Genomic DNA, 12,902 nt, shown 5'->3' with positions numbered 1-12,902 from the left:
TTTTTAAGTTCCCGTTCGTAATTTAACTTATCCCTTTACCGCACCAATCATGGCACCCTGGGCAAAGTATTTCTGTACAAAGGGATACACACAGAGAATCGGAACGGTTGTAACCACCACCGCCGCCATCTTTAACGAGTCGGAGGTTACCGAGTTGGTATTGTGGGCAATTGCCTGGCTTACCGTAGTCACCTGCTGGGAAGCCATGGCTCTGGATAACATCTGCTGCAAAACAGTCTGTACCGGCCATAAAGCACTTGACTTCATGTAAAAAGAACCGGAGAACCAGTCGTTCCAATGATTCACTGCCGTATAAAGTCCAACTACTGCGATAACTGGTTTACTTAAAGGCAGCATAATTTTTGTGTAGATTTTAAAGTATCCGCAGCCGTCCAGCTTTGCAGATTCCTCCAGACTCTCCGGTACGGATTCAAAGAACGTCCTCATCATGAGCAGGTAAGTAACACTTACCAGACTTGGAACAACATATACCCAGAAGGAATTCAGTAAATGCAGTTTATTATATTGAATATAAGTAGGAATCATTCCACCACTGAACAACATGGTAAATGTAATCAGTACCGTAATCAGTTTACGAAAGGGGAGTTTTGCTTCTTTTAACGAGTAAGCTGCCAAAGACGTTACCAAGAGGCTTGCCGCTGTTCCGATTATGGTACGGGCTATGGTAATTTTATATGCTTTCATAATACTTCCATCGGCAAATACTTCTTTATAGTTTGCCAGTGAAAACACTCTTGGCCAGAAATAGATTCCGCCCTTTGCCGCATCGGAACCTTCGTTAAAAGATAACACCAGTACATTGATGCAGGGTAAAAGTATGAGAAGACATAACCCAATCAGCAGACAATCAATAATTATCTGGATAATTTTTTCCGAAGTGCTAGTTTTGATCTTACTGCCTGCAGGAACACTTTTTGATTTCATGGATTATCGTATCCTTTCTTTTCATTTACTCCTTTACAATCCTCAGAGGGATTTAATAAAGGTATATTCTTAAACGTATTTTGGTTATTAACTGACCTTTTTATAAACAGAACACTTTTATTTATGGGGATAGCGGCATGCTCTTGTCCTGCCGCTATCCTAAGAACCGGAACAAATTCTTCGTTTGTCCGTTTATAACTATTTATTGTAAAAGTTAATCGTTGTATTATCCTGAGCATAAAGCTCTTTTAAATACTCTTTGAATTTATCAATTCCTGCTGATTTTAACTGCTGACGAAAGGCTTCAACGATTTTATTTACATCACTATCAGATGGTGCAAACATAGCCTGTACCAGCATTTCCTTATAATTAAGCAGATCCATCTGACTCTTTACATCTGCCATATTTTCGGCGGAGAGATAAGCTGTTGCATTAAGACCAGAAATCAGCTTATAGGTATGAGGATACTCTGTGGCAATATCAACAGATCTCTTAAAAGTTGTACTGGAAGCTGCACCAGGACGGCTTTCACCAAAATCAGCGAGGTAGTCTTTACCTGTTAATACATAGCCAAAGAATACACAGGCAGTATTACCAAAGGAAGCACCTACCGTATTAATAAGTTCCTCTGTATCGCCATTGTTTAATTTCTGTAAGGTATCTTCCGTTAAAACCGGTTTTCCGTCTACCATAGTATAGTTCTCACCTTCTATACCATATTCGCAAAGAAGCTGTCCTTCTTTTGTAGATAAGTAATCAAAGAATTTGAAGATCTCTTCGGGATTTTTAGCTTCGGAGGAAATTGCCCATACACCATTTTGACCTTTGCCATTTCTAATTTCTGAATTATTTCCGGTAAAGTCATTAAGAGGTCCTAGAGGTACCCAGTCGTCGGATTCATAAACAATATCCTGATAGTTATGAACGTCTGCGATAATTGCTGAATTGTGAGTTTTAGAAACTTCACCGGCACGGGTTGCATCCATGGTAAAGAATTCTGGATTCATTAAACCTTCGGCAAGAAGTTTTCTTACATAATTGATTTTCTTAAATACATAGTCTGTTTCTGCTTCGTGCTTAATGGTTCCGTCTTCATCCATATTATAATCATCACTGACGCCCCAGTTATATTCAGTTACAATATATCTCAGTGCATCCGGTGAACCACCCCAGAATTTTGGTCCTAACGGATATACATCATTGCCGTTATCATCCTTGAAACCGCCTTCTTTGATTTGAACCAATAAATCATAAAGCTGATCCTGGGTGTTGATCTTGGTAGGGTCGATACCAAGCTTATCTACAATCGCTTTCTGAATATACATACCACCGATATAGGCATCCTGCGGATTATATACCGTGGATCTGTCTACTGCCGGGATGGATAATGGTAAAAGATAAGCCGCTCCTTTAAATTCATCACGGAAGGTTATATTTTTATAAGCATCATTAGGTAAATATCCCTCTTCCAGGTAATGACTGTATACTTTTGCATCCTTCATAAAAGGTGCCACATCGGTAAACATTTCTTCTTGTGCCGCTTTTAATAATAACGGGAATTCCGGTCTGGTGGAGTTATCCAGATAACTTATAATTACATCGGGAATGGTACCGGAAGCTAATTGAGAAGCCATAACCGTTGCATCACTGTCCCCCGGTGAATACTGTACATCCAGTTTTATACCGGTGCGTTTCGTTAATTCTTTCATAACAGATGTATTATTGATATCTTTGGGAAGGGAATATCCAATATCATCTACATAGGCCTGTACCGTTATGGTACGGTCTGCAATCCAGGTATCCGGTTTATCGGAAGTGGTTTCTTGTGTATTACTGCTTCCTGTTTGTGTATCTTCTTTTCCCCCCGTTTTTGCACATCCAGACAGACTCGCTGCCAGTAAAACTGCCGCCATAGTAACCGAAACAAAGCGTGTTAAAAAATTCTTTTTCATATCTCTCTCCTATCTGCGTGGACACCACGCGAATAATTTTTACATAAGTGGGCACTTTTTTAGTACCCGGCACTTTTTGAAGCCCGGATACTTTACCAGAGCCCGACCTCGGTAACTTTTTTAGATATTTTATTACATACTATTACCAGAATTAATCCTACAATTCCCTGGATTAAACCAATAGCAGTTGCATAACCGAATTGTCCTCCCTGTAAGCCGATTCGTACCACAAAAGTATCAAGGGTATCGGCTACGGACATATTTCCAGGAGTCCTTAACAGATATATTTGATCAAATCCGGAAGCTAATAAACCGCCTACACCCATAATAAAGAGAAGTCCAATGGTACCCCGGATGCTCGGCAAAGTGATATGCCACATCTTTTTTAATTTGGTAGCACCGTCCATTTCGGCAGCTTCATAAAGCGATACATCTACTCCGCTTATAGCCGCTAAGTAAATAATGGAATCCCAACCGATATTCCTCCATAAGTCCATGGAAAATAGTATCTTGAAAAAGTATTTTGCATCCATTAAAAAGAAGGTTCCGGGATCGCCTCCAAGGTTCCCGATGATCTGGTTAATAACTCCGGTATTAGGAGCTAGTATCCTCTGTATCATGGTGATGATAATTACGGAGGATAAGAAATGAGGCAGATACGTTATGGTCTGGCTCACTTTTTTGAATTTAATGCTTTTGACTTCATTTAACATTAAAGCCAGAACGATTGCGAAAGGGAATTCCAGAATACACTTGATAAAGCCAACCGTTAGTGTATTCCGAATCAGTCTAAGGCAGTCATAACTCGTAAAAAAGGTTTTGAAATACCTGAATCCGACCCAGGGACTTCCCCAAATCCCCTTTTTAAAAGAATAATCTTTAAAGGCCAGTACCACCCCGCTCATTGGAACATAACAAATCAAAATGTAATAGATGATACATGGCAGCAGCATCAGATAAAGGGGCCAGAATCTTAAGAGCCGTTTGCCAAGGGATGCATTTTTAATATGGACCGGCTGTCCTGGTTTTGCTATTCCGGTTTTCATACCGTTCCTCCTTTTTTATTAGTATAAACTAATTATAAAAAATCCATAAATTTTTCACAATGGACAAATCTTTTGGAATTAGTGTATATTTCTACGCTGGGGGAAATTTATAGAACGGGGTTGCTTGAAAGGTATTTAGTTTTAGGGGTTGGTTTAAGGGGGAGGAATCCTGGATAAAATCAGCCGGTGGGGTATGCAGCAAGCAGTGGTCCGGGTCTGTTTCATATGCTTAGATTCTGAGTCTGTATTCACTAATGGAGTTTGAATGTGGTAAGGCTAGAGAGAAAAAACGCAAACTCCTCGCTTTTGCTCGTCAAACAATGCGCTTTTTCTCTCTTTACCACATGCAAATTCCATAAGTGAATAAAAATTCATAAATGAATTTTTACAGACACAGAATGATACGCATATGAAACAGACCCGGACCACTGCTTTTGATTTAGTTTTTTGAGCTGATTTTATCCAGGATTCTTTTTTCTGCACTTGATAAATAACTTCTGTAGCTACGCCTATTTTTCCATGAAATAGAACTCAGTAATGGAAAAATCAGTATGTATACCAAGTTGTACCAGCTATGAACAATGGTTTTGCAGATTAGTGTCATTGCAGGTTAATTATTCACTTTTACATAATTATCAATATGTTATTACGTAGTCACAGCAAAAAGATAGCCGTCAGATTTTTCCTGGCGGCTTTCTTTTATTGCCTGATAGTTTGGTTATAATTTTGCAGGCTTTCTCCAAATGTATCTTATAAATTTTCTCATGCCAATTTCATAATTAATCTTATTCTCGCAAATTAATGATGTCATTCCGCGAAAATCCGGAATCTCACAAAATCCATTTATCCATAGGATTCCATCCTGTTTTAAGTGTCCTTCTAAAACTGGGTAAAAATTACTTTCTAGACGGTAGTGGTTAATTAGGATGACATCAAACTTTCCTAAATCCAGATAAGCTCCTTCTTCACTTAGATTCTTTTGCTGCACATTAATCTCTAATTGTTTTTGGAGAGCAAACTGTTTTAATCTTTCAACTGCAATGTTGCTGAAATCAACCGCTGTTACTTGGTAGCCTAGTTCAGCTAAAAATATTGTGTTGCGGCCATCGCCGCAGGCTAAATCCAAAATCTTTCCCTCTTTTGGAAAATATGCCATATCCTTAACCATACGGCCTTCTGGCTGCATAAGTTCCTGACCTCTTATTTTGAATTTATCATCCCAATAATGCGAATTTCCCATATACATCGGCAATCCTCCTGTCACAACACCTGCTTAACGGTTAAATTGTATACACTTTAACCCTGCTATTCTCTGGCTTTTACCCTTTTTTCGGGTTCATGGAGTTTCTGCTCTTTTATGATGGTTCCATCTTCAAGGCGGATATAGGTTTGGAAGGTTTGTGTATTCTTTTCTTCAAGGAGTATGATTCTGGCTCCTCTTAAATAACCTTCCTGTCCGTAGGTGTTATATCCGGTGGCACGACCGTAGGCTAACCGGACTCCGTATAATTCTCCCATATAGTCATTGATATGGTCATGTCCGGCAAATACACCCTTGGTATGTCCGGTTTCCAGCATTGCTGAAAAGAACCCAGAGTTTACATTGGCACAGCAGATTTCTTCTCTTTTTTCTCCATGGCAGATCTGTGTGTCCCATACTTCATTGTATTCTGGCAGTGGAATATGCATAAACACCAGGGAGGAGAAGTCCTCGCTTTCACCTTCTATTTCTCTTATTATGTTCTTATACCAGTTGCTCTGGCTAGTCTTTATATAATCATAACCGCCTACCTCTGGTAAGTCATTATAGGCACCTGAGTCTATGCCGGTTAATACCCAGCGGATCTTTCCTTCTCTGGTTTTTACCTTGAGAATATGATTCCCCATCCCGTCAATTGATTCATCTGCATTATATGCCAAACAGTTTGGCAAAGCTGTAAAAGCAGGGAACAGTTCTTCATACCCAACCCCCTCTTCCGTATCATGATTACCAAATACAAAACTCCAGGGAATCCCGGTCTCAATGACCGGCGCTAACGCTTTTATAAGAAACTTCGTGTTATCCGGACCATATACCGTATCCCCTGTAAGCATAATAAAATCAGGCTTTTCAGCCTCTAAGATACGCTGCATCAGAGCAGTCGTCTTATGATCTGCCTCGCTGTCGTTCGTGAAATGGATATCTGTAAACTGCAAAACCTTAAACTTCCCGTCTTCCTTAAAATAAAGATCTTTTTTCATATCAAACTCCTATCTGCGCATATCCCCACACTGTTATTTGCTTTCAAGCTAAAATTTTATTCCTTGGGCTATGCCGCACTTTTAACCGGGTATTATAAAACTATAAATTACTTGTAAAGAACCTCTGTTTTTCATAACCTCTACCACAAGCTTAAAATATATATCTCGATTAAACAATGGATTATTCTATAGAAACCAGTGTAAATTTATATAACTTTCCATTCAGGTATTGCACCTGCTACTTAACAATAGTATAGTGTGAATAAGATATTATACACCCTGATTTAAGGCAGTGTCACATCTGCATAGATGCGACAGGCAAGGGGAGCTAGTGTGAATAAGTATTACACACCCTGATTTGAGGCAGTGTCACATCTGTTTTCATGATGCGACAGGCAAGGGGGAGCTAGTGGCCTTGCTTTTATACTGCGATAGGACAACCGATCTGTATAAGCAGTATCTTTCGTGGTCTTGCGGTATTATGCGATTAGCTTGTGCCTAACTATAAAATGAAAGGAGAATTCTCATGAAACAACTCTTTGAAGTCGGCGGAATCCTAAATAAGGGATTTGTCGGTCAAATCTCATATACCGTATGTCTAGACAAAGAATATAAAGAAATGGATATTGCATTTTCTTTCGATAAACAGCATTATAATGAGATTACAGAGGAATTAAAAGAAGAAGTAAGAAATACCTGCAAAGGTGAATATGATGGGGCGGTTGCTACGGAGGAACTGCTTGCTCAGGCAATAAGGGAAATGAAAACAGAAATCCATACCCTGGCCACTATGAATGACGTATTCATCGGCGGTATCCATAAACAGTTAACCACCAGACATATGCACTATTCAGCAGAATATACCAGCGAAGGCTGTCTGGAACAAGAAACGCTAAACGGTGTCATTAAAATAACCCTGGCGGTTTTTAACGTAATACTCGATGATACCCACTATACCCTTTCATTATCAGTAAATGAATAATACCAGGAGGAATCTTATGTTCAAACGTCTGGAATTACATAATCATACTACCGAGTCAGACAGCAGTCTTACACCTATGGATCTTATAGAATACATGCATCAGAACCATGTTGATGCCTTTGCCATAACTGATCACAATACCATATCAGGACATAAAAAAATACAGGATCTCCTGACAAAAACAAATCTTCCTATATCCTGTATCTACGGTATGGAATACACAACCTACTATGGTCATATCCTGTGCTTTAATCTAAAGGAGTATGTATCCTGGGAAAACATAAATCTCCACAAGCCGGAACTTCTCTTTCAAGCCGCAAGGGAAAAAGGTGCCCTGACAGGAGTGGCACATCCTTTTTCCTATGGTAATCCCTTTGCCAGAGGCTGCCGCTTTGATATGGAAATCACCGACTACACTTCTTTTGACTTTATTGAAATCTTTAACGACCTGGAACCGCTTCATGAGGTAAATGAACGTGGCTTATTATGGTGGGAGGATTTAGTCTTGCAAGGATATCCCCTGGCCTTTACCAGCGGCATGGACTTACATGGCAAATGGGATATGGATAACCAGTTTGCAACCTATATCGAAGGAAGTCCGGACGGTAATATAGAAAAAGAACTGGAACATGCCATTAAGCAGCAGCGAACCTGGATATCAAAAGGACCTCTGGTTAAATATGAAATACAAGCAGAAAAGGGCAGCCTTACATTTACCATAGCAGAAACCGGAAAACCAGGCTTTCTTCATAAGGATACCGACAAATATTACCTGACGCTGCGTACCAAAAAAAGAACTCTTACAAAAGAAATTACAAAGGACACTCCCTTAACCATTCCCTTCACAGAACTTGAACAGGAAACCGTATTGATTCCAAAATTATATCATAGAGACACCACGATCGAAAACCTGGTAGCAGTGGCACCTGTTATCCATCTATCATAATATTATTATTTTATTTATCTATCATAATATTATTATTTATTTATTGACTAATCAATGAAGCTATGATAACAGTGCAATGACTAACTCCTATATAATTTATAATAGGACTTATGACAGAGTACATCGTTTCATGTTTACTTCTGACTAATATGTTAATTTGGAATGAAGAGTTCCAAATTCCGAAATAAAAAAGTAAACCAGAAAATATAAAATTACTTGTAAAATAAGGATTATGCTTAATAGAAATTTTGTAAAAAGCATGTGCTAATGCTGCAGGAAAGAGAATGCAGCTGCTTATTCGCTAACTAGGAACTAAATATCTTAAAGCATAATCCATAAATATACTAGACTCTCATTCAATCTTCTAACATTCACCATCCTTTTTATCACATCCGTCTAAAGCATGCTTTCCGCAGCTTCCGTTTGACCAATCTTTCAGTGCCTTCCATTACACTATTCTTTGGCGGCATCCCTTTGCCCCATCCTTTCAGAAGCACCCGTTTCTATACTTGCAGAAGCCTCCATGTGCGCCATACTTGAAGTAAAATCGTTAATCACATATGCATTTTCCTGTATTGTAACGGTGTCAGCCCAGTAGCTTTCTTAAATACTTTAAAAAAATACTGGCTGTCCTCATAACCTACCTCCTTCGAAATCTCCACCACGCTTTTATCTGAGTGGGTCAAATATTCGCAAGCTTTCTTAAGCCTTAAGTCCTTGATAAAATTCACAGTGGTCTGTCCGGTCTCCCTTTTAAAAACAGCGGAAAAATAATTGGGACTCATACTAAACTTATCTGCCATATCATTAATTGCTATATCCTGATTATAATTATCCTGTATATACTTAATAGCCAGTTTTATCTTGCTCTTTGACGTAATATCTGAGCCCCCTTCTGTCTGTATGCTCTCTAGGATAAGGGAATATAAATACTCCCTGAACTCCTTAAGGGAATGGAAGGAAATCAGAATATCATAGTTCAGGACCATTTTTTCCACATTTTTTGCATCCTTTACAAAGGAAACAGCCTCTGTTTTTAATATCATATCAATAATCCGCAGCCATACGATCCGCATGTAGGAGATATTGTAATGTCTTATCCGCTCATCGGAAAAGAGTTCATTAACAAAATATTCAATGCGGCTGATTTCGCGTTTTTCAATATACTGACGAAGCATATTTAGTTCGGAGGATGGTACATGAGCAGGTGGGAGTGCTTTGATATCCTCATAAAAATACAGACCAGACCTGCCATATATCATTCTCTGTAAAAATGCCTCTTTGGCTTCTTTGATATTTTCTTCCGTCAGGGTATTCTTTGCCGAACTGATTCCGGCAGTTAACATAATTCCCATTTTCTCCCTGAGTATTGTAAAAAGCTGCTGGAACAGAAGATTTACATCCTTTCTTAAGAATTCTTCCCTGTCAGCGGAAAACAATATAAATAACTGGTTTGCCTGGGTAAGGTTATTGACTATGGTTTTATTGCATAGTGTGTCAATCTCCATAAATACATTTTTAACTGAAAATTGAATCAAATCAGCGTCCTTGAAACCGAATTGATTCTGTTCAAAACTTTCCAGGTCTATGCTAAGGATACCTGCCATAACCCATTTATTTTTAATCGGAAAGTTTTTATCGATTAATTCATAAGTTTTATTTGTTAGGCTGACCTTCCCGTAATCCCTTAATAATTCATTGATATTCTTTTCAAACAGGTAATTCTTCTTTTCCCGAATGGAACGGGTCCCTTCGATGACAGTCTGCCTTAGCTGCTTTCCCTCCTCCAACTTAAGAATAGCATCTTCCAGTGCTTTTTTCAGAGCATCATTGGATATGGGCTTTAACAGATAGGCGTTTACCCCCAGATCGATAGCCTGCTGGGCATAGGTGAATTCGGCAAACCCGCTTAAGATGATAAAATGTATCTCAGGATATAGGGGCATGGTCTTTTTAATAAGCGTTAGACCATCCATATCTGCCATTCGTATATCTGTAATTACAATATCTACTTTCTGTTTCATTAAGATCTCCAGGGCTTGTAATCCGTTCTCCGCTTCGTACACAACGGAAGGTTTTAACTTAAGATATTCCAGTCTGGCTATAATTCCCTGTCTAATTAGTTCTTCGTCGTCTGCAATTAAGATACTCTGATACATCATCGGTCATCTCCCTTCCCTATCATCGGTAAACGTATGATTACGCTGCTGCCCTGGTATTGGACACTTTCAATGGTGATACCGTATTCATTGCCGCAGGCCAGTTTTATTCTCTGGTTCACATTCCGGATGCCAATACTCTGACGGTTTTCAACAGCAGTCTTGCCTTCACTGTTAATATACCGGTTCAGCGCTTCCACCATTTCTGGTGACATGCCGATACCATCGTCTTCTATTTTAATAACAAGTACGGGTTTGTCCTTTATTTCCGGCTTATCATTTACTGCTTCATCTCTTTCATTCCTAGAACTTACCGGTAACAATTGTTCTCTGCTGATTAATATTTCAAGTGTACCTTTTCCCGTGATATGGCTTAAACCATGTGTTATGGCATTTTCCACAATTGGCTGTAATATAAAACGGAGTATCATTTTATCTTCCAAGTCCGGCTCCACATTATAAAACACGTCGAATTTGTTGCCGAATCTGGTTTTTTGGATAAATACGTAATTCTGGGTATGCTGCAGTTCCTGCATTACTGTTACATATTCCCCGTAATTTTTTCCCAGGCTGTACCGGAAGATATCCCCCAGCTTTTCACAGAGTTCGCAGATTGCAAAAGCCTGTTTAACCGCTGCAATGGAGCTTATTATTTCCAGTGTGTTATATAAAAAATGAGGATTTATCTGAAGCTGTAAGTTCCTGAATTCTGTTTCCTTTTTTTCCAGCTGCTGGATATAGTTTTTTTTGATTAAATCATCCAGCTTAATAAGCATCTGATTAAACTGTTTATCTAAAACTGCAATTTCATCATTGCCTTCTAACTCTTCTTTAATGGTCAGATCACCTGTTTCCGCCACCTTAATTTTTTTAACTAATCTGGCTACCCTTTCTGAGAAGCCTCTGGTAAATAGAAAGGCAGTAATTACTATTACTATGATAATAATAATAAAAACAGGAAGGATGGTTCTCTGCATTTCTGCCATTTTCTCATTTAACTGGCTGTTATTGAACAGGAAGATAAGTTTAAGTCCATATTCCTCAATGGCCGCACTGTTTACCATGGCATCTTTATAATAACCGACTTCCTTCTTCTGTAAATCCTCAAAGGACATTTTTGTCAGGATATCGTCATAATTTTTATTTGTAGAATATATAATTTTATTGCTCTTGTCTAGCAAAATAATATCATAGGGGTACTTTAACTGTTCCGGGTCCGATGCCGGTACGATGAGTTTCTGCATAATAATATCAAGCTTAATAAAACCTATATACTTTCTGTCATAGGTCTTGGTATTAATATAAACAATATTCTGGATTAAGGAAAGAACATCTCTTTTACCATCCACTGCAGAATAAATAAAATAGTCCTCCTCTGGTGCCTTATGGTTTAGATACCATATTTCACCTTTCGCACCTTCTGCCATAGCTACCTTAACCCCGTAAATTTTATTGTTGGACATGTTGGAATAAATCATACAGTTACGCAGTTCTTTATGACTTTCCAGCCGTAAAGACTTTGTAACCTCAATACTTACTTTATTTCCTTTAATATAGGGATTGCTATCATCTGAACTATCCATCAGGGTGTCCAATACAATCGTGTTATTGGCAATCTGGATTAAACTATTCCTGTATTGATACAATTTATCTTCAACATTGGACATATATTGGACTACCAGCTGAGAATGGGAATTGACCAGATCCCTGGTTACCATCCCGCTTAACTTCTGGAATAACAGGGCACTGATGGTCAATATGGGAACCAGACTTACTATAACTGTAAATAGTACAAGCTGGGTAAAGATAGTATTAGAATGGAAAATACGGTTTTGCAGCTTTTTTAGTTTGTCCTTCATCCGGTTTCCTCCTGGTGCCTATCGCTCTCCTATGCCTTAGAACTTACTGATTTGCCATAGTTTAGCAGCCTCTGAATTTTTAAAGATTATAGCATAGAGTTCCCCGATGTGCAAATAAATAAAGATTTTTTATGTTACATTTCTTATCTCATTTTTAATAAAGGATGAATCCTTGCCGTTAATGAATCCCCTGGATACTACTGCGCATAAGGATAGGTAAAATTAACTTTTATTTCTGTTTGTAACAACATATCCATTTTATCCGGTCTGATTTCCTCCGCTTTTTGAACGCTAAAAATAACACTACTTACAAGCCCTTTTAAAGCCTGGGTTAAAGACAGGTCTATAAGTTCTCCGACTGTTATTAGTTCAGAGAGAAATCCAAGGGTTTTATTCACTTGAAGCATTTCAAACAGATATGGATGTTCCAGCGTATCCTCTCCAGTCAGTTTTATAATAGTTGACTTAGTTTCCCTCTTTTGGCCCAGCAGTTGCAGTAACTCGGTATAATCTGAAAGAGGCAGAAAAAAATGTTCTCCTCTGCCTCTTTTACAGATTGCTATTTCTACTTTATCAGGCCAGCATTCCTTTATAGCATCCAAAGGTTTTCTTTGCAGCCAATTACAATTATTTTTGTTATTGAAGTTGCTCTTGTTATCCGTAAGATATAAGCTCTCTATTAAGCTTTTCATAATAACCTCCCTCTGCCCTATTAGCAGCAATCAAATATTGGTTATAAATTATCCTATGTACTTTTTGCCGGTTAAAAAA

10 protein-coding genes are annotated in these 12,902 nt (G+C 38.5%); 2 read left to right on the top strand and 8 right to left on the bottom strand.

The genetic code is table 11. From position 1 onward, the window contains the following. Positions 1 to 27: 27 nt before the first annotated feature. From QA584_RS06710 to QA584_RS06690, 5 genes are all read right to left on the bottom strand, one after another. Positions 28 to 945: a carbohydrate ABC transporter permease gene (locus QA584_RS06710; protein WP_278273741.1), complete on the bottom strand. Its 918-nt coding sequence runs from the start codon at positions 943 to 945 to the stop codon at positions 28 to 30. A gap of 198 nt (positions 946 to 1,143) precedes the next feature. Then, a complete protein-coding gene (locus tag QA584_RS06705) occupies positions 1,144 to 2,898 on the bottom strand; it encodes an extracellular solute-binding protein (RefSeq protein WP_278273740.1) in 1,755 nt (584 codons plus the stop codon). 92 nt (positions 2,899 to 2,990) lie between these two features. Then, positions 2,991 to 3,944, bottom strand: coding sequence for an ABC transporter permease (locus tag QA584_RS06700; RefSeq protein ID WP_278273739.1), 954 nt, complete (start codon positions 3,942 to 3,944; stop codon positions 2,991 to 2,993). A gap of 718 nt (positions 3,945 to 4,662) precedes the next feature. Beyond that, entirely contained in the window at positions 4,663 to 5,190 is a 528-nt protein-coding gene (locus tag QA584_RS06695) for a class I SAM-dependent methyltransferase (protein WP_278273738.1), read from the bottom strand. Between the two features lie 59 nt (positions 5,191 to 5,249). Further along, positions 5,250 to 6,185: a metallophosphoesterase family protein gene (locus QA584_RS06690; RefSeq protein WP_278273737.1), complete on the bottom strand. Its 936-nt coding sequence runs from the start codon at positions 6,183 to 6,185 to the stop codon at positions 5,250 to 5,252. A gap of 526 nt (positions 6,186 to 6,711) precedes the next feature. On the opposite strand from QA584_RS06690, the gene QA584_RS06685 reads away from it, so the two are divergent. Continuing rightward, positions 6,712 to 7,167, top strand: coding sequence for a DUF6669 family protein (locus tag QA584_RS06685; protein WP_278273736.1), 456 nt, complete (start codon positions 6,712 to 6,714; stop codon positions 7,165 to 7,167). A gap of 16 nt (positions 7,168 to 7,183) precedes the next feature. After that, positions 7,184 to 8,113, top strand: a complete 930-nt coding sequence (locus QA584_RS06680) for a CehA/McbA family metallohydrolase (RefSeq protein WP_278273735.1) — start codon at positions 7,184 to 7,186, stop codon at positions 8,111 to 8,113. Positions 8,114 to 8,667: 554 nt separating this feature from the next. Here the strand turns inward: QA584_RS06680 and QA584_RS06675 are convergent. From QA584_RS06675 to QA584_RS06665, 3 genes are all read right to left on the bottom strand, one after another. Continuing rightward, positions 8,668 to 10,275, bottom strand: coding sequence for a response regulator transcription factor (locus QA584_RS06675; protein WP_278273734.1), 1,608 nt, complete (start codon positions 10,273 to 10,275; stop codon positions 8,668 to 8,670). After that, positions 10,272 to 12,131 carry a sensor histidine kinase gene (locus QA584_RS06670; protein WP_278273733.1) on the bottom strand — a complete coding sequence of 620 codons (1,860 nt, stop codon included), beginning with the start codon at positions 12,129 to 12,131 and terminating at the stop codon, positions 10,272 to 10,274. Before QA584_RS06670 ends, QA584_RS06675 begins: the two co-directional genes overlap by 4 nt. A gap of 197 nt (positions 12,132 to 12,328) precedes the next feature. After that, positions 12,329 to 12,823: a hypothetical protein gene (locus tag QA584_RS06665; RefSeq protein ID WP_278273732.1), complete on the bottom strand. Its 495-nt coding sequence runs from the start codon at positions 12,821 to 12,823 to the stop codon at positions 12,329 to 12,331. Positions 12,824 to 12,902 lie beyond the last annotated feature (79 nt).

Source organism: Anaerocolumna sp. AGMB13025 (assembly GCF_029689925.1).
GTDB lineage: Bacteria > Bacillota > Clostridia > Lachnospirales > Lachnospiraceae > Anaerocolumna.
Note: the sequence above shows the minus strand (reverse complement) of the source record. Positions and strands in the feature narration are given on the sequence as shown.

Excerpts from the sequence above, each read along its gene's own strand:
- QA584_RS06710 (WP_278273741.1), bottom strand. The coding sequence starts at position 945 with ATGAAATCAAAAAGTGTTCCTGCAGGCAGTAAGATCAAAACTAGCACT.
- QA584_RS06705 (WP_278273740.1), bottom strand. The coding sequence starts at position 2,898 with ATGAAAAAGAATTTTTTAACACGCTTTGTTTCGGTTACTATGGCGGCA.
- QA584_RS06700 (WP_278273739.1), bottom strand. The coding sequence starts at position 3,944 with ATGAAAACCGGAATAGCAAAACCAGGACAGCCGGTCCATATTAAAAAT.
- QA584_RS06695 (WP_278273738.1), bottom strand. The coding sequence starts at position 5,190 with ATGTATATGGGAAATTCGCATTATTGGGATGATAAATTCAAAATAAGA.
- QA584_RS06690 (WP_278273737.1), bottom strand. The coding sequence starts at position 6,185 with ATGAAAAAAGATCTTTATTTTAAGGAAGACGGGAAGTTTAAGGTTTTG.
- QA584_RS06685 (WP_278273736.1), top strand. The coding sequence starts at position 6,712 with ATGAAACAACTCTTTGAAGTCGGCGGAATCCTAAATAAGGGATTTGTC.
- QA584_RS06680 (WP_278273735.1), top strand. The coding sequence starts at position 7,184 with ATGTTCAAACGTCTGGAATTACATAATCATACTACCGAGTCAGACAGC.
- QA584_RS06675 (WP_278273734.1), bottom strand. The coding sequence starts at position 10,275 with ATGATGTATCAGAGTATCTTAATTGCAGACGACGAAGAACTAATTAGA.
- QA584_RS06670 (WP_278273733.1), bottom strand. The coding sequence starts at position 12,131 with ATGAAGGACAAACTAAAAAAGCTGCAAAACCGTATTTTCCATTCTAAT.
- QA584_RS06665 (WP_278273732.1), bottom strand. The coding sequence starts at position 12,823 with ATGAAAAGCTTAATAGAGAGCTTATATCTTACGGATAACAAGAGCAAC.